At 59.7% G+C, this 22,596-nt stretch carries 30 protein-coding genes; 12 read left to right on the top strand and 18 right to left on the bottom strand.

Annotated features, from left to right (window positions below; all coding sequences use genetic code 11):
- Window positions 1-96: 96 nt before the first annotated feature.
- Entirely contained in the window at window positions 97-1,479 is a 1,383-nt protein-coding gene (locus AC2FFA_RS13945; protein ID WP_496852052.1) for a multicopper oxidase family protein, read from the top strand.
- 2 nt (window positions 1,480-1,481) lie between these two features.
- Here AC2FFA_RS13945 and AC2FFA_RS13950 read toward each other — a convergent pair whose 3' ends face one another.
- The 10 genes from AC2FFA_RS13950 to folK all read right to left on the bottom strand — a co-directional run bounded on the left by AC2FFA_RS13950 (window position 1,482) and on the right by folK (window position 9,260).
- Window positions 1,482-2,000: a GNAT family N-acetyltransferase gene (locus AC2FFA_RS13950; RefSeq protein WP_496684989.1), complete on the bottom strand. Its 519-nt coding sequence runs from the start codon at window positions 1,998-2,000 to the stop codon at window positions 1,482-1,484.
- Window positions 2,001-2,004: 4 nt separating this feature from the next.
- On the bottom strand, window positions 2,005-2,697 hold the full coding sequence (gene rnc / locus AC2FFA_RS13955) for a ribonuclease III (protein ID WP_299900525.1): 693 nt from the start codon (window positions 2,695-2,697) through the stop codon (window positions 2,005-2,007).
- Entirely contained in the window at window positions 2,694-3,533 is an 840-nt protein-coding gene (lepB, locus tag AC2FFA_RS13960) for a signal peptidase I (protein WP_117869867.1), read from the bottom strand. Before lepB ends, rnc begins: the two co-directional genes overlap by 4 nt.
- Window positions 3,534-3,593: 60 nt before the next feature.
- Window positions 3,594-4,013, bottom strand: coding sequence for a holo-ACP synthase (gene acpS / locus AC2FFA_RS13965; RefSeq protein ID WP_117869868.1), 420 nt, complete (start codon window positions 4,011-4,013; stop codon window positions 3,594-3,596).
- Window positions 4,010-4,633 carry a LysE family translocator gene (locus AC2FFA_RS13970; RefSeq protein ID WP_496852053.1) on the bottom strand — a complete coding sequence of 208 codons (624 nt, stop codon included), beginning with the start codon at window positions 4,631-4,633 and terminating at the stop codon, window positions 4,010-4,012. The genes acpS and AC2FFA_RS13970 overlap by 4 nt, the downstream gene beginning before the upstream one ends.
- Window positions 4,630-5,376, bottom strand: coding sequence for a pyridoxine 5'-phosphate synthase (locus tag AC2FFA_RS13975; RefSeq protein ID WP_496852054.1), 747 nt, complete (start codon window positions 5,374-5,376; stop codon window positions 4,630-4,632). The genes AC2FFA_RS13970 and AC2FFA_RS13975 overlap by 4 nt, the downstream gene beginning before the upstream one ends.
- Complete coding sequence (locus AC2FFA_RS13980) at window positions 5,369-6,067, bottom strand: DUF2062 domain-containing protein (RefSeq protein ID WP_496852055.1); 699 nt, start codon at window positions 6,065-6,067, stop codon at window positions 5,369-5,371. Before AC2FFA_RS13980 ends, AC2FFA_RS13975 begins: the two co-directional genes overlap by 8 nt.
- A 16-nt stretch (window positions 6,068-6,083) precedes the next feature.
- Window positions 6,084-8,216, bottom strand: a complete 2,133-nt coding sequence (locus tag AC2FFA_RS13985) for a RelA/SpoT family protein (RefSeq protein ID WP_117869872.1) — start codon at window positions 8,214-8,216, stop codon at window positions 6,084-6,086.
- Between the two features lie 26 nt (window positions 8,217-8,242).
- Window positions 8,243-8,596, bottom strand: a complete 354-nt coding sequence (gene rpoZ / locus AC2FFA_RS13990) for a DNA-directed RNA polymerase subunit omega (RefSeq protein WP_117869873.1) — start codon at window positions 8,594-8,596, stop codon at window positions 8,243-8,245.
- 94 nt (window positions 8,597-8,690) lie between these two features.
- Entirely contained in the window at window positions 8,691-9,260 is a 570-nt protein-coding gene (folK, locus tag AC2FFA_RS13995) for a 2-amino-4-hydroxy-6-hydroxymethyldihydropteridine diphosphokinase (RefSeq protein ID WP_496852056.1), read from the bottom strand.
- 141 nt (window positions 9,261-9,401) lie between these two features.
- Between folK and AC2FFA_RS14000 the strand changes: the two genes are divergently transcribed.
- The 7 genes from AC2FFA_RS14000 (at window position 9,402) to AC2FFA_RS14030 (ending at window position 13,899) form a co-directional block, all read left to right on the top strand.
- Complete coding sequence (locus AC2FFA_RS14000; RefSeq protein ID WP_117869875.1) at window positions 9,402-9,977, top strand: LabA-like NYN domain-containing protein; 576 nt, start codon at window positions 9,402-9,404, stop codon at window positions 9,975-9,977.
- 190 nt (window positions 9,978-10,167) lie between these two features.
- A complete protein-coding gene (gene ispH, locus AC2FFA_RS14005; RefSeq protein ID WP_496852057.1) occupies window positions 10,168-11,118 on the top strand; it encodes a 4-hydroxy-3-methylbut-2-enyl diphosphate reductase in 951 nt (316 codons plus the stop codon).
- Window positions 11,115-11,567: a DUF3429 domain-containing protein gene (locus tag AC2FFA_RS14010; protein ID WP_496852058.1), complete on the top strand. Its 453-nt coding sequence runs from the start codon at window positions 11,115-11,117 to the stop codon at window positions 11,565-11,567. Before ispH ends, AC2FFA_RS14010 begins: the two co-directional genes overlap by 4 nt.
- Window positions 11,564-12,151, top strand: coding sequence for a class I SAM-dependent methyltransferase (locus AC2FFA_RS14015; RefSeq protein ID WP_496852059.1), 588 nt, complete (start codon window positions 11,564-11,566; stop codon window positions 12,149-12,151). Before AC2FFA_RS14010 ends, AC2FFA_RS14015 begins: the two co-directional genes overlap by 4 nt.
- The gene (rnhA, locus tag AC2FFA_RS14020) at window positions 12,144-12,611 is read left to right on the top strand and encodes a ribonuclease HI (protein WP_496852060.1); all 468 of its coding nucleotides are present in this window, start codon (window positions 12,144-12,146) and stop codon (window positions 12,609-12,611) included. Before AC2FFA_RS14015 ends, rnhA begins: the two co-directional genes overlap by 8 nt.
- Window positions 12,608-13,231: a trimeric intracellular cation channel family protein gene (locus AC2FFA_RS14025; protein ID WP_117869879.1), complete on the top strand. Its 624-nt coding sequence runs from the start codon at window positions 12,608-12,610 to the stop codon at window positions 13,229-13,231. Before rnhA ends, AC2FFA_RS14025 begins: the two co-directional genes overlap by 4 nt.
- Window positions 13,232-13,296: 65 nt before the next feature.
- Window positions 13,297-13,899, top strand: coding sequence for a COG3904 family protein (locus tag AC2FFA_RS14030; RefSeq protein WP_496852061.1), 603 nt, complete (start codon window positions 13,297-13,299; stop codon window positions 13,897-13,899).
- Window position 13,900: 1 nt separating this feature from the next.
- Here the strand turns inward: AC2FFA_RS14030 and speB are convergent, their stop codons facing one another.
- From speB to def (AC2FFA_RS14060), 6 genes are read right to left on the bottom strand one after another with little or no spacing between them, the layout of a single operon-like run.
- Complete coding sequence (gene speB, locus AC2FFA_RS14035) at window positions 13,901-14,722, bottom strand: agmatinase (RefSeq protein ID WP_496719522.1); 822 nt, start codon at window positions 14,720-14,722, stop codon at window positions 13,901-13,903.
- A 60-nt stretch (window positions 14,723-14,782) separates the two neighbouring features.
- Window positions 14,783-15,019 carry a GlsB/YeaQ/YmgE family stress response membrane protein gene (locus AC2FFA_RS14040; RefSeq protein ID WP_117869880.1) on the bottom strand — a complete coding sequence of 79 codons (237 nt, stop codon included), beginning with the start codon at window positions 15,017-15,019 and terminating at the stop codon, window positions 14,783-14,785.
- Window position 15,020: 1 nt separating this feature from the next.
- Window positions 15,021-15,257, bottom strand: coding sequence for a hypothetical protein (locus AC2FFA_RS14045; RefSeq protein WP_299900489.1), 237 nt, complete (start codon window positions 15,255-15,257; stop codon window positions 15,021-15,023).
- 6 nt (window positions 15,258-15,263) lie between these two features.
- Entirely contained in the window at window positions 15,264-16,178 is a 915-nt protein-coding gene (gene fmt, locus AC2FFA_RS14050) for a methionyl-tRNA formyltransferase (protein ID WP_299900486.1), read from the bottom strand.
- A 2-nt stretch (window positions 16,179-16,180) separates the two neighbouring features.
- Window positions 16,181-16,675: a peptide deformylase gene (gene def, locus AC2FFA_RS14055; protein WP_299900483.1), complete on the bottom strand. Its 495-nt coding sequence runs from the start codon at window positions 16,673-16,675 to the stop codon at window positions 16,181-16,183.
- Window positions 16,672-17,190: a peptide deformylase gene (def, locus tag AC2FFA_RS14060; RefSeq protein ID WP_117869884.1), complete on the bottom strand. Its 519-nt coding sequence runs from the start codon at window positions 17,188-17,190 to the stop codon at window positions 16,672-16,674. Before def (AC2FFA_RS14060) ends, def (AC2FFA_RS14055) begins: the two co-directional genes overlap by 4 nt.
- A 94-nt stretch (window positions 17,191-17,284) precedes the next feature.
- Between def (AC2FFA_RS14060) and AC2FFA_RS14065 the strand changes: the two genes are divergently transcribed.
- Window positions 17,285-18,457 carry a MalY/PatB family protein gene (locus AC2FFA_RS14065; protein WP_496852062.1) on the top strand — a complete coding sequence of 391 codons (1,173 nt, stop codon included), beginning with the start codon at window positions 17,285-17,287 and terminating at the stop codon, window positions 18,455-18,457.
- 166 nt (window positions 18,458-18,623) lie between these two features.
- On the opposite strand, the gene AC2FFA_RS14070 is transcribed toward AC2FFA_RS14065, so the two are convergent.
- Window positions 18,624-18,977, bottom strand: coding sequence for a hypothetical protein (locus tag AC2FFA_RS14070; protein WP_496684974.1), 354 nt, complete (start codon window positions 18,975-18,977; stop codon window positions 18,624-18,626).
- A gap of 214 nt (window positions 18,978-19,191) precedes the next feature.
- Between AC2FFA_RS14070 and AC2FFA_RS14075 the strand changes: the two genes are divergently transcribed.
- Window positions 19,192-20,181, top strand: a complete 990-nt coding sequence (locus AC2FFA_RS14075) for a glutathione S-transferase family protein (protein WP_299900473.1) — start codon at window positions 19,192-19,194, stop codon at window positions 20,179-20,181.
- Here the strand turns inward: AC2FFA_RS14075 and AC2FFA_RS14080 are convergent.
- Entirely contained in the window at window positions 20,163-20,525 is a 363-nt protein-coding gene (locus tag AC2FFA_RS14080) for a response regulator transcription factor (RefSeq protein ID WP_117869888.1), read from the bottom strand. The genes AC2FFA_RS14075 and AC2FFA_RS14080 overlap by 19 nt on opposite strands.
- Before the next feature lie 186 nt (window positions 20,526-20,711).
- Between AC2FFA_RS14080 and cobD the strand changes: the two genes are divergently transcribed.
- Both cobD and cbiB read left to right on the top strand, forming a co-directional pair.
- On the top strand, window positions 20,712-21,677 hold the full coding sequence (cobD, locus tag AC2FFA_RS14085) for a threonine-phosphate decarboxylase CobD (protein WP_496852063.1): 966 nt from the start codon (window positions 20,712-20,714) through the stop codon (window positions 21,675-21,677).
- The gene (cbiB, locus tag AC2FFA_RS14090; RefSeq protein ID WP_496719527.1) at window positions 21,674-22,594 is read left to right on the top strand and encodes an adenosylcobinamide-phosphate synthase CbiB; all 921 of its coding nucleotides are present in this window, start codon (window positions 21,674-21,676) and stop codon (window positions 22,592-22,594) included. The genes cobD and cbiB overlap by 4 nt, the downstream gene beginning before the upstream one ends.
- The last annotated feature ends 2 nt before the right edge of the window (window positions 22,595-22,596 follow it).

Consider the following 22,596-nt stretch of genomic DNA (forward strand, 5'->3'; position numbering starts at 1 on the left):
GATTTGTCGCATTGCGGCCATGCGATTTCGATGTCAGATGAACGCAGACGCCCAGCCATTCCCAGCCCGGCATCAAATCCGTTCAGTGAGGTTTTCATGAAACGTCGCGAGTTTCTTCTTGGAAGCAGCGCCGCTGCAAGTGTTTTGGGATTGGGAGCGTTGCCTCTGACGGCCAGCGATGCTGCGCAGGAGCTGGTGTTGCAACCTGCCAGCTATCGGTTGCGCGATCAGCTGACCACAGGGATGGTCAGCCTGTCACCAGATGCGCCACCACCGGTTCTTTACGGGCGTCAGGGCGAAACACTGCGTCTGACGGTGCGCAATACCCTGCCCGATTATACTGCGATGCATTGGCACGGGCTGCGCATCCGCAACGAGATGGACGGGGTACCCTACCTGACCCAGATGCCCATCGGCGAAAACGAGAGCTTTACCTATGAATTCACACCGCCGGATGCGGGCACGTATTGGTATCACCCTCATTGCATGACGATGGACCAGATGGCCCGAGGGCTGACCGGTGTGATGGTGGTTGCCGAACCGGAAGACCCGGGATTCGACAGCGAGCAGGTGATCAATCTGCGGGATTTCCGACTGGACGAAGATGGAGCGTTTCTCCCGGCTTATACTGCCCGCGGCGCTGCGCGGGCAGGCACGTTTGGCAACGTGCAGACCGCCAACTGGCAGAGCGAAGCAGCGTATGACCACGCCGCGGGCAGTCTGGTGCGCGTACGGGTGGTCAATACGGACACGACCCGTATCTACACGTTGCATCCCGAAGGGGCCGAGGTCCGGATCATCGCATGGGATGGTCATCCGGTTGAGATTGACGTGACACTGCCCACAGCAGCCAAGCCGCTATTGCTTGCCCCGGGTCAACGGGTGGATCTGGCGGTTCGGATGCCGGACGACGAGGGGCAGTCAGCCCTGCTGGTAGCCAAGTTTCCCGGGCAGAAACACCTCACTATGGTCCGGTTGCGGGCTATGGGCAAAACCATTGCAAGAGACCTGCAAGAGCTGCGCCCATTGCAGGTAAACCCAGTCGCGCGCCCTGATCTGGGTCAGGCCGAGTTGCATGAATTCGTGTTCGGTTGGACCCCGGAAGGCGGCGCCCCGAATGACGGGTTCTGCGGGTCGTTGGGCTATAGTTTCTGGTCGATCAACCGCACGCCCTGGCCAGGCGATGCGGCGCAGGGAACCGGGCCAATGGCCGTGCTGCAACGGGGCAAGAGCTATGTTCTGCGACTGCGCAATGAATCGCCCAACCTGCACCCGATCCACCTGCACGGGCTGGCCTTCGTTCCGCTGACGTCGAACCTGCGCAAACTGCCACCGTTGCTGTCCGATACCATGCTTTTGTTGAAAGACGAGACCGTCGACGTCGCGCTGGTCGCGGACAATCCCGGCGACTGGGCGTTTCATTGCCACGTGATAGAACACCAGAAAACCGGACTGGCCGGGTTCATCCGGGTAATCTGACCCTAGCCCGGTGGTGACATGTTCAACGCCAGAACGTGGTTCGGATAGGCTTGGTCTGCGATACGGAAATCCGTGACGCCGACCTGACGGAAGCCTTTGGACAGGTAGAAATCGATGGCCGGAGCGTTCTCGGAATTGGTCGTCAGCCAGATTTCGGTGCGGCCTTTGTTCCGGCAATGGTCAATGGCCACCTGCAACAAAGCTGACCCGATGCCCTTTCCGTGGTGGCGCGGCTGCACGTAAAAGGTCACGATCTCAAGATCGGAAAGCCCGTCAATGGGTGGATCACGGCCCTCTGCCAACCGAATGTAGCCATCGATTCCATCGCGGTTTTCAGACACCACCAGAAGATCACTCCCTTCCTCTAGCAGCGTTTCGAACCGTGCGGTTGTGAACTCGGACAATGCAAACTCGGCGAAGAAAGAACTTACGCCATGGCGCAGGTATGTGCCGATCCAGACTTCAATCGACAACGCGGCCAGGCTGGCGGCGTCCGATTTCCGGGCTGGTCTGAGCTTCATGCCCCTAGGACGAGCTGGCCGGACTCAACCGTTCCAGCAAAGCCTTCGCCGCGGCCTGTTCGGCCTGACGTTTGGATCCTGCGGTGGCCTGTGCCTCGGTGCCGTCCTGAAGGCGGGCCGCAATGGTGAATATCGGGGCGTGGTCTGGACCACTGCGTTTGACTTCGACGTATGTGGGCGGCTTTTGTCCACGCGCCTGCGCCCATTCCTGCAACGAGGTCTTGGCGTCACGCGCATCTGCCTCGACCTCGTGGATGCGGTCCCCCCAAAGCGCCAGGATGACATCGCGGGCGGCCTCGAACCCCGCATCCCGGTAGATGGCGGCGATCACGGCCTCCATCGCGTCACCCAGCAGCGCTTGCTTGCGGCGGCCACCAGTCAGCATCTCGGACCGGCCCAGTTTCAGGACCGCGCCCAGATCGATCTGGCGGGCTACATCTGCGCAGGCCTCCTTGCGGACCAATGCGTTGAACCGGGGGGCCAACTGGCCTTCGGAGGCTTTTTTGTCAGCTTCAAGCAACGCGGTGGCCATGACAAGGCCCAGGACGCGGTCGCCCAGAAACTCCAGCCGCTGATTGTCTGGTCGGGTGGACGAAGACACCGAGCCATGGGTCAGCGCACGCACCAGCAGTTCGGGGTTTTTGAACTCATACCCCAATCGCCGCTGGAACGCCTTTATCTCAGACGAAAGCTTCAATTGACCGCCTTGAAGAAGCGGTCCGACCGCCATGTCCAGAAGAACAGCATCGAACGGCCGGCAGACGAGAACATGATCCGGTCGGCGCGACCGATCAGGTTTTCATAAGGCACGTATCCCACACCACCGGCAGATTGCGGCAGACGGCTGTCGCTGGAGTTGTCACGGTTGTCACCCATGAAGAAATAGTTGCCCTCGGGCACGGTATAGATGCCGGTATTGTCCGATGCCTGGTTGCCGATGTTCAGCACATCATAGGAAACGCCATTGGGCAGGGTTTCGATTAGGCGCGACTTTTCGCAGGTGCCGCCAATACCGACAGGACCGTTTTCACAGCGCGGGCGCAGACGCTGCGGGCCTTGTGGTTCTGCAACTTCGGTGAACACGCCATCGGGCTGCTGTGGAACCGGAGTGCCATTGAGGATGATCTGGCCATCGCGGACCTGGATCCGGTCGCCCGGCAACCCGATCAGGCGTTTGATATAATCACGCCCGGTGACCGGATGGCGAAAGACGATGACATCGCCACGTTCCGGATCACCGCCCCAGATACGGCTGTCGTCGTCGCCCTTCATCCAGCCACAGATGTCTTCGGCGTCCACATTCAGGCCGACGCTGGGGATGATCAGGCTGGGGCAGGATGCATAGGAATAGCCATAAGCCATCTTGTTGACGAAGAGGAAATCACCGATCAGCAGCGTCTGCTTCATCGAGCCCGAGGGGATCCAGAACGGCTGAAAGAAGAGGGTACGGAACACGCCGGCAATCAGCAGCGCATAGACGATGGTTTTGATCGTCTCCCAGACGGGATTTCCGGTCTTGGCTTCCTCGGCCATACTGCTCTCTCCAGTTCTTTGCTTGGCTTCGCTGCTACATGCGGGGGCGATGGGGGTGAGTCAAGGCTGCGTGGTGAGATCTTGAAGCGGCCGCGCCTCGATCACCACGAAAGCCTGCGCCCAGGGATGGTCATCGGTCAGCGTGACGTGGATGATCGCCTCGTGCCCTTCAGGCGTCATTTCGCGCAGCCGTTCGGCGGCCCAGCCTGTCACATGCATCACGGGCTGGCCGGTGCGCAGATTGGTGACGGCCATGTCTTTCCACGCGATGCCCATGCGCAAACCGGTACCCAGCGCCTTGGAACAGGCCTCTTTCGCGGCCCAGCGTTTGGCATACGTACCCGCGGTGTCGGCGCGGCGTTCGGCCTTGCGCTGTTCGGTGTCAGTAAAGACGCGATTGCGGAACCGGTCGCCGAACCGGTCGAGCGTGCCCTGGATGCGATCAATATTTGCCAGGTCTGTGCCGATGCCGAGGATCATGACAATCTCACCGTCAGGATCTTGTAACTCGCCACACCAAAGAACCCGGCGAAGGCGAAATCGAACCAGCGGCGGGCGCGGCTGTAGGTGCGGACCATGCGCTCGGATGAAAACAGAAATGCATAGCCGATGAAGATCAAAAGCGATCCGGCATAGAGCATGGCGAAATAACCCAGCAGCATCGACAGGCTGGCATCATTGGGCGCGACGATGGCATAGATCGAGCCCCAGCTGAGGATCGCCTTGGGGTTGGTCAGGTGAATGGCCGCGCCCTTGGCAAAGATGGTCGGCAAAGTACCCGTGACCGGTTTGCCCAAAGCGACCTCATCCGAGGTCATCGCACGACGCAGGGCCTTCAGCGCCAGCCAACCCAGATAAACTACGCCGATATAGCGGATCACCTCGAACACCCAGACATTGGCCAGCATGATCGCCGACAGGCCAAGCGCGGCGGCAATGCCCCACGCGGCAGATCCAGCGCAAATGCCCAGTGCAAAGGCCAGCCCAGCGGTGCGGCCTTCGTTCATGGCTGTTCCGGCAATGCCCATCGTGGCGGGGCCCGGAGAGCCGCCAGCCATCAGCCAGGCTAGCCAGATGGCGACAAAGCCGGGGGTGATCACGCCCGCGCCTCATCCATAAGGCGGCGCATTTCCTGAATGGCCGGGGTCAGACCCAGAAAGATCGCCTCGCCAATCAGGAAATGACCGATATTCAGTTCCTTGACCTCTGGGAAAGCGGCGACCGGTTTCACGGTGTCATAGGTCAGGCCATGACCCGCATGAACCTCAAGCCCCAGCGAATGGGCGAAAGAGGACATCTGGCGCAGCGATTCAAGCTCGCGCTCGGCATCCTCGATACGGCCTTCGGCATAGGCGTCGCAATAGGCGCCGGTGTGCAGTTCGATTACCTCAGCACCGATACGGTGCGCGGCCTCGATCTGGCGTTGATCGGCGGCGATGAAGATCGACACCCGACAGCCGACATCACGCAAAGGCGCGATGAAATGCGCCAGCCTGTTTTCCTCGCGCGCGACTTCAAGACCGCCCTCGGTGGTGCGCTCCTCGCGCTTTTCGGGAACGATGCAAACCGCGTGCGGCTTATGGCGCAAGGCGATTTTCTGCATCTCGGGCGTCGCGGCCATCTCAAAGTTCAGCGGCACCGACAGAACCTCCATCAGCCCGTCGATATCGGCGTCCGAGATATGGCGTCGATCTTCGCGCAAATGCGCGGTGATGCCGTCGGCGCCTGCTTCTTCCGCCAGTTTCGCGGCGCGCAACGGATCCGGATAGTCCCCGCCCCGCGCATTGCGCACCGTGGCCACGTGATCGATGTTCACACCCAGACGCAGATGGTTCTCAGACATCCCTCGATTCCTTTTGCATGTTTTGGCCCGAGCCTAGAGGCTCTGCCGAAGAAACGGCAGCCGAATCTTCGGCCAAACGCTTGATTTCATCAAACTTCGCCTTGATCTTGGCGCGACGGCGCTGCTGGTACGTCAGTATCAACGGCAGGCTGAGGTAATAGCAGATCACACCCGCAACGACGCCCGGAATGATCCCACCGATCATGTAGGGGTAGAAGACGTCGTCGTAGAACTGCGACAGCCCGTGCCAGTCGGCCACGCGATCCGTAAACAACGCCAAGAAATTGTTCTTGAGATCCCCTATGGCATTGGCGAATTTGCCCATCAGCCCCCGTGTGTCGCCTTCTTCGTATTCGGTGCCCAGCAGGAAATGCCCGGTCTGAAGACAGATCACCCCAATCGGTACATACGTGAGCGGGTTGCCAAAGAACGTGCCGCTGAGCGCGGCCAGAAGATTGCCTTTGATCAGCCTTGCGCCAATGGCGGCGACAAGAAAATGCAACCCGTAAAACGGAGTAAAGGCCGCGAAAACACCCGCCCCTATGCCGCGCGCGATCCGGTCAGGGGTATCCGGCAAGCGCCGGACGCGGTGTTTCACGTAATGGAAGGCGCGGGTCCATCCGCCACGCGGATAGACGAAATCCGATGCGATCTGGACTGGAGAGCGTCGGTCTCGGCGCTTGAATACCACCCGTGATCACCCCTTCTCAGCCAGCCGCAACCGAAGTCTTGACCTGATCCCGATACCGTTCGACCGCAGCAACATCGCTTTCCGCCTCTAGCATCAGCATGAGTGAGTGAAGCTGTTCAAGGTCGCGCAGCTCGACATTGATCAGAAGGCGATAAAAATCCGGTTTGCGATCAACAAACTCGAGGTTCGAGATATTGGCCTTTTTCTCGCCGATCAATGTGCAAATACGCCCCAGAACTCCGGCGTCGTTGCCAATGGTCAGATCCAACGTCGCGCCATAGACGGCCGGGTGGGTGCCCGAGTGCCAGTGCAGATCGACCCACCGGTCAGGTTCGCCTTCGAACTCGCTGAGCCGGTCGCAATCGATGGCATGTACAACCACGCCCTTGCCCCGATAGGTGATGCCAACGATACGTTCCCCCGGCAGCGGCTGACAGCAGGGGGCCCGGTCGAACTTCTGCCCCGGCTCCAGGCCGATCACGGCACGACGCAGCGGAATGGCGTCGCCGTCGTCCTTGGCAAGTTCGGGATAGACGGCCTGAACCACCTCATGCGCGGTCAGTTCGGCGCTGCCAAGACGGGCCAGCAGCTCGTGCCGATCTTTCAGGCGCAGGTGTTTTGCGGCGGTATCGAGCGCTTTGTCGGTCGCCTTGCGGCCCACGTGCTCGAACCCGGAACGGGCCAGTTCCTTGCCCAGCTTGATGAATCGTTCCCGATCCACCTCGCGCAGGGCGCGGCGAATGGCGGTACGGGCCTTGCCGGTGACTGCAATCTCCAGCCACGTGACCTGAGGCGTCTGACCATCGGCGGTGATGATGTCCACGGACTGGCCATTTTTTAGCCGCGTCCAGAGCGGAACGCGGATACCATCAACCTTGGCCCCGACACAGGCATGACCAATCCGAGTGTGAATGGCATAGGCAAAATCGATCGGAGTCGCGCCACGCGGCAGCTTCACCACGTCGCCCTTGGGGGTGAAACAGAACACCTGGTCCGAATACATCTCGAGCTTGACGGCCTCGAGGAAGTCTTCGTGATCTTCCTCGTTGTCGAACTGCTCGGTCAGATTGGAAATCCATTTGGCCGGGTCGACGGCGAACGGGTTCTCGGTGCGCACACCGTCGCGATAGGACCAGTGCGCCGCGACCCCGGTTTCGGCCACGTCATGCATCTGCCGGGTACGGATCTGGACCTCGACCCGTTTACCGTCCCGGCCAGAAACCGTGGTGTGGATGGAGCGGTAACCGTTGGATTTCGGCTGGCTTATGTAATCCTTGAACCTGCCCGGCACCGCCCGCCAGCGCTGATGGATGGCACCCAGAGTCCTATAGCAGTCTTCCTCGGTCTGGGTGATGATGCGGAAACCGTAGATGTCAGACAAGCGAGAGAAGCCCTGATCCTTTTCCTGCATCTTGCGCCAGATCGAATAGGGTTTCTTGGCGCGACCAAAAACCTCTGCCTCGATACCCGCTTTTTCCAGCTCGTGTCGCATGTCGCCGGTGATGCGATGAATCACGTCGCCGGTTTCGCGTTGCAGGGTGATGAAGCGACGGATGATCGACTGGCGGCCTTCGGGGTTGAGGACACGGAAAGCCAGATCTTCAAGTTCCTCGCGCATCCACTGCATGCCCATCCGGCCCGCAAGCGGTGCGTAGATATCCATCGTCTCACGGGCTTTGACGATCTGCTTTTCCGGGCGCATCGCCTTGATCGTGCGCATGTTGTGCAAACGGTCGGCGAGCTTGACCAGAATGACCCGCAGGTCCTTGGACATGGCCATGAACAGCTTGCGGAAGTTCTCGGCCTGCTTGGTCTCGCGGCTGGACAGTTGCAGGTTGGTCAGTTTGGTGACGCCATCCACCAGCTTGGCGACCTCATCCCCAAAAAGTTCAGCCACCTTGCCATAGTTGGCCTTGGTGTCTTCGATCGTGTCGTGAAGCAGCGCCGTGATGATGGTCGCATCATCCAGACGCTGTTCGGTCAGGATGGCGGCAACGGCAACGGGATGGGTGAAATAGGGTTCACCGGAATGACGGAATTGCCCTTCATGCATCTGTTGGCCAAATTCGTAGGCCAGCGCAATGCGGTCAGCATTCGTCTTGGGATTGTAGTTGCGGACCAGCGCAATCAGGTCGTCAGCAGAAATCATCCGGTCCGCACCTTCGTCTTCAGGGCTTACCCCTGCCCTTGAGCCTCCATCAGAGCGCGCAGGAGCTTCTCTTCGGACATGTCGTCCATGGCGGGTTTGTCCGTTTCGGCACCCATCAGCAGCGCCATCTGATCCTCTTCGGGCTCATCAACCTCGATCTGGGTCTGGTTGGCCTCGATCAGCCGCTCGCGCAGTTCGTCTGCGCTTTGGGTTTCGTCGGCGATCTCACGCAGAGACACGACAGGGTTCTTGTCGTTATCGCGGTCAACGGTAATCGCTGCACCGGCGGAAATCTCGCGCGCCCGATGGGCGGCGAGCATCACCAGCTCGAACCGGTTTGGAACCTTGTCTACGCAATCTTCAACCGTCACGCGGGCCATTGGGCGCTCTCCGTTTCTGAATCCATGTCAGGAAGGGGTTTATCTAAGCGCGAATCCGCGCCTTGACAAGCAGGAAATGCTGCATTTGCACGGATCACAGCGCCGTGACCGCCTCAACCTCTGCCGCGGGAAGGGCCTGGATCATCTCGGAGACCGTGAGATCCAGAACCGGATGACGCCATTCGGGCACGATATCGGCCATTGGCACCAGGACAAAGGCGCGATCCTGAAGGCGCGGGTGCGGCAGAACCAACTGATCCGGCGCCTCCTGCCTTTGCGCTTCGGCCGGCAGGGTCAGCCAGCGATCGAACACGGCGCGATCCGGCAGGACCTGATCTTCGAAACAGACCAGATCCAGATCCAGCGTCCGCATCCCCCAGCGCTGCACCCGTTCGCGCCCGAATTCCTGCTCGACCTCGTGCAGCGCCTGCAAAACCTGCGACGGAGATTTCTCGGTCGCAATCAGCGCCGCGGCATTCACGTAGTCCGGGCCGGACCCGGCGGGAAAGCACGGTGTCGCAAAAAAACGACTGACAGAGCGAATCACCACATTGTGACGCGGTAACGCGTCAAGCGCGTTCTGAAGTGTTACAGCGGGACTATTTCCTCTCAAATCGAGATTTGCGCCCAGCGCAACAACGGCATTTGGCATGGATTTGCTCATGTGATACCCTACATTCGACCCATTGCATACTTGCGATAACCGACAGAAGTTCTAATTATAGGCTTACCAGAGCGCGTCATTTTATCACTCACTCACTCACGTAACGCGGCACGCACTGGATTATACCGGAAGGGACCATTTATGTTTTATAAAGACGAACGGCTAGCGCTGTTCATCGACGGCTCGAATCTTTATGCCGCGGCAAAAGCACTCGGTTTCGACATTGACTACAAACTTCTGCGGCAGGAATTCATGCGCCGCGGCAAGCTTCTTAGGGCCTTCTACTACACAGCGCTGCTGGAAAACGACGAGTATTCGCCGATCCGTCCCTTGGTTGACTGGCTGCATTACAATGGCTTCACCATGGTCACGAAACCGGCCAAGGAATACACCGACAGCATGGGGCGTCGGAAAGTCAAAGGAAACATGGATATCGAGCTTACCGTCGATGCCATGGAACTGGCGCCGCGCGTCGATCATATCGTGCTGTTCTCGGGTGATGGGGATTTCCGCCCGTTGATCGCCAGCCTGCAACGGCAGGGTGTGCGCGTATCGGTGGTTTCGACCATCCGCAGCCAGCCACCGATGATCTCGGACGAACTGCGCCGCCAGGCAGACAATTTCATCGAGCTGGAAGACCTGCGCGATGTCATCGGTCGCCCGCCGCGTGAAATGCCAACGGAGCATCGCAGCGTCGCTGTTGCCAGCAACAGCTAACAAGGCGACTGGCCTGTCATGATGGGGAAAAATCGCGCGGTCAGGACGTCGGTCCTGGCCGCGCTTCTTTAACAAGGTACAGGTGCTTAAACATCACCTGATTAGCAACGATTCGTGTCAGAGGAATGACGATGTCCTGTCTGGACCAAGGCCGGGAAAAGACTTACCTGTGCCATAAGGAGACAGCCTGATGAAAAAGCCGCCACTGACACTTTACCTTGCCGCCCCACGCGGGTTCTGCGCCGGTGTGGACCGCGCCATCAAGATCGTTGAGATGGCTTTGCAGAAATGGGGCCCACCGGTCTATGTGCGCCACGAGATCGTGCACAACAAATTCGTGGTCGATGGCCTTCGCGCCAAAGGGGCCGTTTTCGTCGAAGAGTTGCAGGAATGCCCCGATGATCGCCCCGTGATCTTTTCCGCCCACGGAGTGCCGAAATCCGTTCCCGCCGAGGCTGCCCAGCGCGAGATGATATATGTGGACGCCACCTGTCCTCTGGTTTCCAAGGTGCATGTCGAGGCGCAGCGCCACGCGGATGCGGGGTTGCAGATGATTATGATCGGCCACAAGGGCCATCCGGAAACCGTGGGCACCATGGGGCAGTTGCCCGAGGGCGATGTGCTGCTGGTCGAGACCGTGGACGACGTTGCCACGGTGCAGGTGCGCGACCCGCAGAAGCTGGCCTTTGTCACCCAAACCACCCTGTCGGTCGATGACACCAAGGACATCATCGCGGCCCTTCAGGCCCGGTTCCCGGCCATTGTCGGACCGCACAAGGAAGACATCTGCTATGCCACCACGAACCGGCAGGAAGCGGTGAAGTCCGTGGCCCCCAAGGCGGATGCCTTGCTGGTTGTGGGGGCGCCGAATTCATCGAACTCGCGCCGCCTGGTCGAGGTCGCCTCGCGCGAGGGGTGTCAGTACGCGCAGCTGGTCCAGCGCGCCACCGAGATTGACTGGCGCGCGCTTGAGGGTATCTCGACCGTGGCTGTCACTGCAGGCGCGTCGGCCCCGGAGGTTCTGGTGAACGAGGTGATAGAAGCGTTCAGCGTGCATTTTGATGTCACCGTCGAGCCGGTCGAGACCGCCATTGAAAACGTCGAGTTCAAAGTCCCCCGCGTGTTGAGGCAACCGGCGTGAACGGAGTGCCGAAAGCACCGCTCTATCTGGGACTGGCGGGACTTGTCCCGTTTGTCTGGGGCGCGCTGACCTATCTGAACGGCGACCTGAATGCCTGGGGCGCGCAAACCTTTGGCCCACGTTTCGTAGGGCCCTATGTGCAACTGTTCTATGGATCGGTCATCCTGAGCTTCATATCCGGTGTTCTCTGGGGCTTTGCCACCAAGACGTCAGGCAGCAAGGCGGCACTGTGTTATCTGTTGTCGGTTCTGCCCGCGCTTTGGGCATTTGCTATGACAGGGGGCGGGCCGGTCAATGCGGGCACCAATCTGATATATGGGTTCGTTGGCTTGTTGTTGCTGGATGCCCTGTTTTCCTACTGGCGCCTTACACCGATCTGGTGGATGCAGTTGCGCATCCTGCTGACCGCAGTCGTTTTGGCCAGCCTTGCAGTCGGAGTGTATCTGTGACCGATGAACGTACGATCAAAGCCTATACAAACAAGGTGGCCGAATATCTGAAGATCCCCCTGCCGCCCGAGCAGCTTGAGGCTCGTCAGGCTTTCGCCGATGCGGTCGGTGCAGGAGGCTATGTACTGGATCTGGGGTCCGGGCCGGGGTCGGACAGCAGTTTCCTTATGCGTCAGGGGCTGAAAGTTCGGGCACTGGATGCCACGCCAGCCTTTGTCGAACATGCACGCGTAAACGGTGTGGATGCACATCTGGGTACGTTCGATGACGTCACCGAGACAGCCGAATATGACGGGATTTACGCCAGCTTTTCCCTGCTGCACGCTCCCCGCGCAGATTTCCCGCGCCATCTGCAATCGATCCACAGGGCTCTGAAACCGGGCGGCCAGTTGTTTCTGGGGATGAAACTGGGCACCGGTGAGCACCGCGATGATCTGGATCGCTATTACACCTATTACACAGAGTCTGAAATCGAAGACGCATTGAAAGAGGCCGGGTTCACGATTAATCGCGCAGTCCACGGCATCGGAAAGGGTCTGGCCGGATCGTATGATGGATATGTTCTGGTGTTTGCCCATGCCTGAATTGTTTGCATATACAGACGGCGCCTGTTCGGGCAATCCTGGCCCCGGCGGCTGGGGCGTGCTGCTGCGCGCGATGGACGGGGACAGGGTTCTTAAAGAACGTGAGCTCAACGGAGGCGAGGCCGAGACCACCAACAACCGGATGGAGTTGCTGGCCGCCATCAGCGCGCTGGAAACGCTGGAGCGGCCGTCGAAGATTACCGTCGTCACCGACAGCGCCTATGTGAAGAACGGTGTCACCGGCTGGATTTTCGGTTGGAAGCGCAACGGTTGGAAAACCTCGAACAAGAAGCCGGTTAAGAATGTCGATCTGTGGCAGCGCCTGGATGAGGCGCAGGAACGGCATGATGTGACCTGGGAATGGGTCAAGGGCCACGCGGGCCACCCCGAGAATGAAAAAGCCGATGAACTGGCTCGTGCCGGCATGGCGCCGTTCAAACCGAAAAAGGCACAGGCGTGACCGCACTGACGCTGCTGGACTATGCCTCAGTTCTGATCTTCGCGTTGACAGGGGCACTGGTGGCCAGCCGTGCCCAGCTGGATCTGGTGGGCTTTGCTTTCATGGCCTGCCTGACCGCCGTCGGTGGCGGCACTGTACGAGACCTTTTGCTGGATCGTCACCCGATCTTTTGGGTCGGGCAGCCGAATTACATCTTGATCGCAGTCGCGGCGTCGGTCTTGGTGTTCTTTACAGCACATCTGGTTGAAAGCCGTTATAACTGGCTGGTCTGGCTGGACAGTTTTGCGCTGTCGGTTGCCGTTGCGGCCGGAACCGGCGCGGCGCTGTCGCTGGATCAGTCCGGGGTCATTGTCGTTTTGATGGGTGTGACCACCGGATGCCTGGGCGGGCTGATGCGCGACGTGGTCTGCAACGAAGTGCCGCTGGTGCTGAAACAGGGCGAACTTTATGTGTCCTGCGCCTTTACAGGTGCCCTGACGGCAGTGCTGGCTGCCAGATTGGGGACAGAGCCTGCGTTTTCTCTGGCTCTCTGCGCGCTGGTGTGCTGGGCGTTGCGAGCCGGGTCTTTGATGTTTGGCTGGCAGATGCCGGTCTACAAAAGCCGCCCGCCGCGCAACTGAGCCTATCTGTGGACGCCAAAGCGGCATGCTGATACCCCTGCTGAAAGCGCAGCCCGGAGGCCAATGTGTCCTTTAGACTTACATCCATCACTTCCTGCCTGGCCCTGCTCGCCTCATGTGGCGCGTATTACACTCCTGTCAGTTTTGTTGCTCAGGGCGACCAGATCATCGCCTCGGGCACGATTGACGAGACAACCCTGTCTGCCTTTGAGGAAGTGATCGCCCAAAACCCCGAAGCCCGAACGCTGGTGCTGCAATACATTGAAGGGTCGTTGGATGATGACGCCAACGTTATTTTCAGCCGCGAAGTGCACAAGGCCGGGTTCGATACCGTCGTGCCCTCGAACGGTCTGGTTGCCAGCGGGGGCACCGATCTGTTTCTGGCCGGAAACCGCCGCGTCCTGCAACCGGGGGCCTGTGTCGGTGTCCACAGCTGGGCCGGGTCAGGTCTGGTGGCGACCGACTTGCCCGAGGACGACCCCGAACATGACCGATACCTGGACTATTTCACAGACATCGGCGTGGATGAGGCATTCTACTGGTACACCCTCTATGCCGCCCCGGCCGACAGTATGCACTGGATGAACACCACCGAAGCGAACCGGTTCGGTTTGACCAACAGAGGTGCTCCGGCACTTGGGTCTGCGACGGAGTGCGACGAAAGGTAAGTTAGCCGTTCAACAAGCGCGCGCCGATTTCCTTGACGAACTTCGCGGCCACCATCGCCGTCATGCCATAGGGGTCGCGATGCGGGTTAAGCTCGACAATATCTGCACCGACCAGCTGACCTTTGAACCAGTGGATCAGGTCGATAACCTCGCGCGTGCTCAGCCCGCCGGGCTCATGGTGCGAGACGCCGGGGGCAAAGGCCGGGTCCAGCGCATCCAGATCCAGTGACAGGTAGACGGGGCCATCGAAGGCAATCTGCAAATCGGGGCTCCAGCTGCGCATGTCGATCACCTCGACGCCGAACCTGTCGGCCTGTTCACGCTGATGCGCGTTCATGGTGCGGATGCCGACCTGCACCAGACGCTTGACCGGGCAGTTCTCCATCACGCGGGCAAAGGGGCAGCCATGGCCGAGCGGTCCGATATCCTGCGTTTCGTACAGATCAGGGTGGCTGTCGATATGCAGGATATTCAGCCCTTCGTACCGGTCTGCATGGGCCTTGATCAGCGGATAGGCCACGGAATGGTCACCGCCCAGTGACAACAGGCGTGCGCCGGTTGCGATCCGCTTCGCCGCTTCGGCCTCGATCCGGTCAATCGGTTCCTGCCCGCGCATCTCAAAAACACCCAGATCGCCGGTATCCCGGAATTGGGCGCTTGCACCCAGATCAGTGCCATCCTCGGCCGTCAGGTTGGCCGCGCCGGAATGCAGCGCCTCGCGGATGCGTCCGGGGGCGAATGCCGGCCCTTGCAGGAACGAGGAATGCAGATCCAGAGGAATGCCCATCAAAGCGACATCTCCCGGCTTCAGTTCGTACGGCATCATCACTCCCCTTTTTACTTGAATGTGATCTGGATGGAGGAATGGCGCCGGGTCAAGGGGTTAACGGCGCAGGTAGGTCTGCCAGATCCAGATCACCAGCAATGCACCCAGAACCGCCCCGACAAAACCAGACAGCCACCCCATAACGGTTACAAGAAACCGCAGAACGAACCCTCCGATCAAGGCCCCGACAATACCGATCAGCATGGTCGTCGGGATGTCGGCCTCGATCCGCATCAAGCGGGTGGCGAGGAACCCTGCCGCTGCGCCGATGATGATCAGGGCGACGATTGGCATGTCACTTCCTCCAATGGGTCGGCACGATGATCAGGGCCCCAATGGACGAAATCACCGCATTAAGCCCCGGAAGGCCAAAGCTGATGCCAAACATGATGCGGACGAAATAGAACAGGAACGCCCCGCCCACGCAGATGATGATGGATTGTAAATATCCGTTATGGGTGAAACCGGTCTGTTCGGACAGATACCCGACGATCCCGGCAATCACGACAGTGCCCATCATCACCATGAACATATGGCTTTACTCCGAAGACATCCGGGTGCCAATCGGGATTGGCCAGCCCCGCAGGAAGGTTTCCCTATCCTGCGCGCCTTTGCCTGCCCTTTGCAAGCGCAGCAGCTCTACGGCACCCTGCCCGCAGGCCACATACAGATTGTCATTCAGTACCTCCCCCGGTGCGCCCTGTCCTTCGGCCAGACGCGAGGCGAGGAGCTTTACCCGATTGCCTTCGACCTCGGTCCAGGCCCCGGGAAAGGGCGACAGGCCGCGGATCTGCCGATCGACCTCAACGGCGGGGCGCGACCAGTCCACGCGAGCCTCGGACTTGTCGATCTTGGCGGCATAGGTGACACCAATCTCGGGCTGCGGATCAGGAGTCAGGCCGGGCAGCTTTGCCAACGCCTCAACAATCAGAGCCGCGCCCATCGCCGAGAGCCGGTCAAGCAGTTCCGCGGTGGTTTCCTCGGGCCCGATATCGGTGGCCTGCCGCAGCAGAACGGGGCCGGTATCAAGGCCCGCCTCCATTTGCATGATACAGATGCCGGTTTGCGCATCGCCTGCCATGATCGCCCGATGGATCGGGGCCGCCCCGCGCCAGCGCGGCAACAGGCTGGCATGAATGTTCAGGCAGCCATGAGTCGGCGCATCGAGGACGGGCTGGGGCAGGATCAGCCCATAAGCCACAACGACCGCCACATCCGCATTCAGTGCGGCAAAACTGTCCTGTTCCTCAGCCGGTTTCAGCGAGGTTGGGTGACGCACGTCCAGACCCAGCGCCTGAGCACGTGCGTGAACCGGCGTTGGGCGATCCTTCTTGCCCCGCCCCGCTGGGCGCGGGGGCTGGCAATAGACGGCGGCGATCTCATGCCCGGCCTCGACCAGCGCATCCAGAACCGGCACCGAGAAATCCGGGGTTCCCATGAAAACAACGCGCATCTTTATACCTGTTTTTTGGCTTTTCGCAGCAGCATGTCGCGTTTGACCTTGCTGAGCCGGTCAAAATACATCCGGCCATTCAGATGGTCGATCTGGTGCTGGACACTGGTGGCCTCGATGCCGACAAAATCGCGACGGTCCACCATGCCCTGCTCGTTCAGGAATTTGACAGTCACTGCACGCGGACGTTTTACCGTGGCCGACACGCCCGGCAGGTTCGGACTGGCCTCTTCATGTTCACGCAGTTCGATCGAGCTGTGCAGGATTTCCGGGTTCGCCAGACGCACGGCCTTGCCCCGCTCGGCCGACCCATCGACCACGGCCAGACGCAACATCACTCCGATCTGCGGCGCGGCCAGACCGACACCGGGCATGGCCTCCATCGTGTCGATCATGTCCTGCCAAATCCGGCGAATTTCATCGGTGATTTCAGTCACCTGATCCGCCTTGGTGCGCAAGCGTTTGTCGGGCCAGGGCAGACAGGTACGAACGGTCATACGCGCGTCCGTTCACGTTTGAGCTTTTGCATCTTGCGGGTAATCATTTGCCGTTTCAAAGGTTTGAGATAGTCGATGAACAGCTTGCCGTTCAAATGGTCGATTTCATGCTGCACGCAAGTGGCCCAAAGCCCGTCGAAAGTCTCCTGTTGCAGGTTTCCCTTCTCGTCCATCCAGGTGACATCGACCACCTTGGGGCGGGTCACTTCGGCATATTGATCCGGGATCGACAGGCATCCTTCCTCGTACACATTGGTTTCCTCGGAAGACGCGATGACCTCGGGGTTGAACATGATCAGCGGGCGCGGTGTTTCGCCTTCTTCCTTGACGCAGTCCAGCACGATCAACCGCTCCAGAACACCGATCTGAGGTGCGGCGAGGCCAATCCCGGGCGCGTCATACATGGTTTCCAGCATGTCGTCAGCCAGCGTGCGCAGCTCATCCGTCAGGTCGGACACAGGCGCACAGACCTTTTTCAGGCGGGGGTCGGGATGGATCAGGATATTGCGTCTCATGTGGCTGATTTAGGCCATCCCGCCCCGCGCCGCAACGCCCCCCTTGCACCTGCCCGATTTGCGGTTAGCTTTCGATCGACAAAATGGAGCAGACATGACTTTCAACGACCTGATCGACCGCCGGGGCACCAACAGTTCAAAATGGGACAAGATGGAGATGTTGTATGGCATCTCGCCCGAGGACGGTCTGGCCATGTGGACGGCCGATTCCGATTACCAAACAGCACCCTGCGTGATCGACGCGGTGCGCAAAGCCGCAGATCACGGCGTGTTTGGCTATTCATGGATGCACCCGGATTACCTGGCGTCGGTTCAGTGGTGGATGAAAACCCGGCATGATTGGGAAATCGACTCAGATTGGATTCTGACAACCCAGGGTCTGGGCAATGCAATCGCCCTGTCGCTGGATGTATGGACCGATCCCGGTGATGGCATCGTGATCTTCACCCCCGTCTACCATGAGTTCGCGCACAAGGTGAACAAATCGGGCCGCCGTGTCGTAGAATGCCCATTGGTGCGGGACATGGATAGCTATGGCCTTGATCTGGAGGACGCCCAGTCCCGGCTGGACGGGTCCGAGAAGATGCTGCTGTGGTGTTCGCCGCAAAACCCGTCAGGTCGCGTCTGGACACCCGAGGAATTGCAAGCCGTAGCCGCGTTTGCCGAACGGAACGGTTTGATCCTGGTATCGGACGAGATTCACCACGATTTGGTCTATCCCGACGCCAAATTTGTGCCGATGGATGTGGCCGCTCCAGATGCGCGGCCTTGGACAGTGACGCTGACGGCAGCGTCGAAGACCTTCAACATCGCCGGGCAGCGGACCGGCAATATGATCATTCCCGATCCCAAACTGCGCGCGGCCATGAAGCAACGGCTGCAGACATTGGATTACGATCCCAGCGCGCTGGGTGTGGCGATGATCACCGCCGCCTACAGCCCCGAAGGGGCCGAATGGGTGGATGCCCAGATCGCGCATCTGGAGGAAAACCGGCGCCTGTTCGATCAGACCATCGCCGAAATTCCGGGGCTTTGGTCGATGCCCTTGCAGGCGACCTATCTGGCCTGGGTCGATTTCTCGGGCACCGGCATGGATCACGCCGAATTTGTCCGTCGTCTGCGCGAGGACGCGCGGATCGCGACATCGTCAGGTCCGGGTTTCGGCACTGGAGGCGAGACGTTCGAACGGTTCAACCTCGCCACACAAAGAGCGCGGGTTGAGGAAGCTTGCGTGCGGCTGAAACAGGCCTTCGGGGATCTGCAATAAGTATGCGTCGGCCGGGAATTTCAAGCTCTGCCCTGTTGTTCACAGGTGCCGGTTGATTTGGCTGACGCTGCTTTGGCCCGCGCGTGCCTGCCCTTATGCTGGCACCGCTGGCCTCTGGTATCGACCAAATCCTGGACGCAACTGGAACGCCCGTTGAAATTCGCCCTTAGTCGTCAAGCCCAAGCAGGGCGATCGGCGCGTCGGGCGCGCGATAAAAGTCAAGCGGCGCGCTGTCATGGGCCGCCGTGTTGCGTTTGAATTCATACCGCATCTCACCGCCCTCATCCTCATCCGCGACGATGAGGCATTGATAGAGGTGGTTGGCCCCGTCATAGATATCGACAAGTCCGCGCAGGCGCGGCGTGGTTTCCGCCTCAACCGTAAAACCGTCTTTCCACAATTTGAGTATTTTGTAAGTATTGTCGCCCATTTCCACCCGTAAACGACTGGCTTTTTTCAATGTGGCGATTCGTGCCGCGTCCAACTCGGCGCGTATTTCCTTTGAAACATAGGTACTCATTAATCCGTTCCCCCCGTGACTGACTACCATTGTGCGGGAAAAGTTGTAAAAATCCAGTGAACCACGTCACAGACATCCGATCTGGCGGAGGTTTCCTGCACAGAAACCCCGGCCTCGACTGTGCGCGAATGCAGGGCATTTGCGCGGGCACTCGCATAGGAAGACGCCGGGTCCGGCCCTATCTTTGGCGAAACGCGCATGCGGAGGAAAAGATATGGGCCTGTTGGTCGAAGGAAAATGGCACGACACCTGGTATGATACCAAATCCACGGGCGGTGCATTCAAGCGCAGCGCCGCGCAGTTTCGCAATTGGTTGACAGCTGACGGCGAGGCGGGGCCATCAGGCAAAGGCGAGTTCAAGGCGGAACCCGGGCGCTATCACCTTTATGTCAGCTACGCTTGCCCCTGGGCGCATCGCACCCTGATTTTTCGCGAGTTGAAAGGGCTGAACGATCTGATTTCAGTCTCGGTCGTACATCCGGACATGCTGGACAAAGGCTGGACCTTTGAAACAGACGGCCATGGCGCGACGGGCGACGATCTCTATGGGCTGAACTATGCTCACCAGATCTATACCAAAGCCGATCCAGCCTATTCGGGCCGCGTGACCGTGCCGATCCTTTGGGACAAGCAGCAGGAAACCATTGTCTCGAACGAAAGCTCGGAAATCATCCGCATGTTCAATTCGGCCTTCAACGGGATCACCGGCAATACCGATGATTACTGGCCCGAAGCGATGCGCGATGAAATCGAAGAGGTCAACGGGCGCATCTACTCAGACGTCAACAACGGCGTGTACAAGTCCGGCTTTGCCACCTCGCAAGCGGCCTACGACGCCGCAGTGGGTCCTTTGTTCGACACGCTGGACTGGCTGGAAGACCGTCTGGCCCGGAACCGTTACCTGATGGGGGATCGGATCACCGAGGCTGACTGGCGGCTGTTTACGACGCTGATCCGCTTTGACCCGGTCTATCACCTGCACTTCAAATGCAACAAACGGCGTCTGATCGATTACACGAATCTATGGGCCTATACGCGTGAATTGTACCAATGGCCCGGCGTGGCCCCCACCGTGAACATGACCCATATCGTGCGCCACTATCACTACAGCCATGACAGCATCAATCCATACCGGATCATTCCGGTGAACCCGGTGCTGGATTACGCAGAACCGCACCGCCGCGATCAGCGCCCAGCTGCGTAGTGTTCAACCATCGCCGCCAGATCCTCTGGCGGTGTTTCGCTTTGCACATAAGCACAGGCATTCGGACTGTGGGCAAAGATTGATCCATCCGAGAAGAAGGTGGTGTTGGTGACAAAGATCACCCGCGCCTGGGGGCGGCGATAGCTGGCAAAATCGGCCACAGCCAGAGCACTTCCGGTTTCCAGAACCAGATCCAGCACGATGATTTCGAAATCCGTGCCGTATAGCGCCAGAATGGCGGCCTCCTGCGTCTCGACCAGCGTGACCTCGGCGCCTTGCCGTTCCAGATGCCTTTTCCAGACCCGACCTAGGTCGGGATTACTCTCAACAATCAGAACTTTCATTTGCAACAACCTCGGCACTTGATATGGTGAGCGGTGCCGACCCCCGTGGTCCGTGATCTCGTTATTTCCTTAACAAAGTGTTAACAGCGGCCCCACAGCCCCGTGATCGGGCGGATTTGCTTGTATTAGAGGCAAGAATCCGCTTGAAGCACGCCAAAAGCGGTTTTTTTCTCGCAGAGAGAGCAGATGAGCACATCGGATCAAGACCTGGATCCACGCACGGTTCGCGACCACGGCGGCGGGCTGGACAGGGCGATTGCACAATACGGCGGACAACGCACCGACTGGATCGATCTGTCTACCGGCATCAATCCGCATACCTATCCTATTTCGGGCCTGACTGCCGCTGACTGGGCTGAGTTACCGGATCACGGGGCTTTTGAACGGCTGAGCGGTGCCGCACGCCGGTTCTGGAACGTGCCGCACCGAGCATCGATCCTGCCCGCACCGGGAGCATCGGCGGTCATCGCGCGTCTTCCCGCGCTAACTGCGGCGGGTACGGTACAGATCACGCCGCCCACCTATAACGAACACGCCGCCGCCTTTTCGGCACAGGGGTGGAATGTTCAAACAAAAGGGCCGGGTGACGCCCGCGTGATCGTCCATCCGAACAATCCCGACGGGTATATCTGGCAGGAAAGCGACGTCTCAGCGCCACTTGCCATTATTGATGAAAGCTTTGGCGACGTCATGCCGGACAAGTCCTTGATCCATCTGGCAGACCGCCCCGGCGTGATCGTGCTGAAGAGTTTTGGCAAGTTCTGGGGGCTGGCCGGGATGAGACTGGGATTCGCCATCGGACGACCGGACTTGATCAACCGGCTGAACGATCTGACTGGGCCATGGTCGGTCTCAGGCCCCGCTTTGCGGGTTGGCACACAGGCCCTTGCAGATACGGAATGGGCGAACGCCACGCGTAAGCGACTGGCAGACGAGGCCGCTCGGCTGGATTTGCTGTTGACGGCCAGAGGAGCCAAGGTCGCTGGCGGCACAAGCCTGTTCCGATTGTACAAGGTCGATGATGCATCCCGCTGGCAGGAACAGCTGGCACAGAACCATATCTGGAGTCGCATCTTCCCCTACTCCGAAACCTATCTGCGCCTCGGTTTGCCTCCTGCGAACGGGTGGGACCGGCTGGAGGTCGCGCTGTGAGCCTTGGCCTGATGCTGGTCTGTGCCATGTGTCTGGACGCAGCGCTGGGAGAACCCGACTGGCTCTGGTCGCGTATCAAGCATCCGGCGGTAGTGATCGGAAACCTGATTGGCTGGCTGGATAAACGTCTGAATCACGGGGCCGCACGTCGGGCAAAAGGGGTGGGTGTGCTTGTCCTGCTGGTTTGCGGCGCATGGGGGCTTGGATGGGCTTTGTCCCTGCTGGGGCCAGTTGTCGAAATCCTGGTCTGCGCTATCCTGCTGGCGCAAAAATCGTTGGTCGCGCATGTTCGCGCCGTGGGCAAAGGGCTGATGGCCTCGCTGGCAGAGGGACGGACACAGGTGTCCAGGATCGTCTCGCGCGATACACGGGACATGACCGAGGCGCAGGTGGCACGCTCAGCCATCGAAAGCGCCGCAGAAAACCTTAGCGACGGTGTCATCGCGCCTGCTTTCTGGTTTCTGGTCGCGGGGTTGCCGGGGCTGCTGGCCTATAAGGCGGTAAATACCGCCGACAGCATGATCGGGTATCGCAATGAAAAATACCGCGCGTTTGGCTGGGCCTCGGCCCGGTTCGATGACCTGCTGAACCTGATCCCGGCCCGCCTGACCTGCGTGATGATCGTGGCGCTGTCGGGCCAGTGGTCGCGCTGGCGCGAAATCGTGGCAGATGCGCACCGTCACATTTCACCCAATGCAGGCTGGCCCGAGGCCGCCATGGCCCGCGCCTTGAACGTCGCCCTGGCCGGACCGCGCAGCTATGACGGTAAGGTACGGGATCTGGCATGGGTCAATGGCGACGCCCCGCGTGAGATAGGCGCGTCAGAGATTTTCCGCGCTTGTCACATGTTGTGGAGTGTTTGGGGGCTTGCGCTCGGGCTCGTGTCGGTGTGGGTTGGGATCGACCTGATTTACTGACG

The organism is Ruegeria sp. YTSB088 (assembly GCF_059609825.1).

Excerpts from the sequence above, each read along its gene's own strand:
- AC2FFA_RS13945 (WP_496852052.1), top strand. The coding sequence starts at position 97 with ATGAAACGTCGCGAGTTTCTTCTTGGAAGCAGCGCCGCTGCAAGTGTT.
- AC2FFA_RS13950 (WP_496684989.1), bottom strand. The coding sequence starts at position 2,000 with ATGAAGCTCAGACCAGCCCGGAAATCGGACGCCGCCAGCCTGGCCGCG.
- lepB (WP_117869867.1), bottom strand. The coding sequence starts at position 3,533 with ATGGCCGAGGAAGCCAAGACCGGAAATCCCGTCTGGGAGACGATCAAA.
- acpS (WP_117869868.1), bottom strand. The coding sequence starts at position 4,013 with ATGATCCTCGGCATCGGCACAGACCTGGCAAATATTGATCGCATCCAG.
- AC2FFA_RS13975 (WP_496852054.1), bottom strand. The coding sequence starts at position 5,376 with ATGTCTGAGAACCATCTGCGTCTGGGTGTGAACATCGATCACGTGGCC.
- AC2FFA_RS13985 (WP_117869872.1), bottom strand. The coding sequence starts at position 8,216 with ATGATTTCTGCTGACGACCTGATTGCGCTGGTCCGCAACTACAATCCC.
- rpoZ (WP_117869873.1), bottom strand. The coding sequence starts at position 8,596 with ATGGCCCGCGTGACGGTTGAAGATTGCGTAGACAAGGTTCCAAACCGG.
- folK (WP_496852056.1), bottom strand. The coding sequence starts at position 9,260 with ATGAGCAAATCCATGCCAAATGCCGTTGTTGCGCTGGGCGCAAATCTC.
- AC2FFA_RS14000 (WP_117869875.1), top strand. The coding sequence starts at position 9,402 with ATGTTTTATAAAGACGAACGGCTAGCGCTGTTCATCGACGGCTCGAAT.
- ispH (WP_496852057.1), top strand. The coding sequence starts at position 10,168 with ATGAAAAAGCCGCCACTGACACTTTACCTTGCCGCCCCACGCGGGTTC.
- rnhA (WP_496852060.1), top strand. The coding sequence starts at position 12,144 with ATGCCTGAATTGTTTGCATATACAGACGGCGCCTGTTCGGGCAATCCT.
- speB (WP_496719522.1), bottom strand. The coding sequence starts at position 14,722 with ATGCCGTACGAACTGAAGCCGGGAGATGTCGCTTTGATGGGCATTCCT.
- AC2FFA_RS14040 (WP_117869880.1), bottom strand. The coding sequence starts at position 15,019 with ATGCCAATCGTCGCCCTGATCATCATCGGCGCAGCGGCAGGGTTCCTC.
- AC2FFA_RS14045 (WP_299900489.1), bottom strand. The coding sequence starts at position 15,257 with ATGTTCATGGTGATGATGGGCACTGTCGTGATTGCCGGGATCGTCGGG.
- fmt (WP_299900486.1), bottom strand. The coding sequence starts at position 16,178 with ATGCGCGTTGTTTTCATGGGAACCCCGGATTTCTCGGTGCCGGTTCTG.
- def (WP_299900483.1), bottom strand. The coding sequence starts at position 16,675 with ATGACCGTTCGTACCTGTCTGCCCTGGCCCGACAAACGCTTGCGCACC.
- def (WP_117869884.1), bottom strand. The coding sequence starts at position 17,190 with ATGAGACGCAATATCCTGATCCATCCCGACCCCCGCCTGAAAAAGGTC.
- AC2FFA_RS14065 (WP_496852062.1), top strand. The coding sequence starts at position 17,285 with ATGACTTTCAACGACCTGATCGACCGCCGGGGCACCAACAGTTCAAAA.
- AC2FFA_RS14070 (WP_496684974.1), bottom strand. The coding sequence starts at position 18,977 with ATGAGTACCTATGTTTCAAAGGAAATACGCGCCGAGTTGGACGCGGCA.
- AC2FFA_RS14075 (WP_299900473.1), top strand. The coding sequence starts at position 19,192 with ATGGGCCTGTTGGTCGAAGGAAAATGGCACGACACCTGGTATGATACC.
- AC2FFA_RS14080 (WP_117869888.1), bottom strand. The coding sequence starts at position 20,525 with ATGAAAGTTCTGATTGTTGAGAGTAATCCCGACCTAGGTCGGGTCTGG.
- cobD (WP_496852063.1), top strand. The coding sequence starts at position 20,712 with ATGAGCACATCGGATCAAGACCTGGATCCACGCACGGTTCGCGACCAC.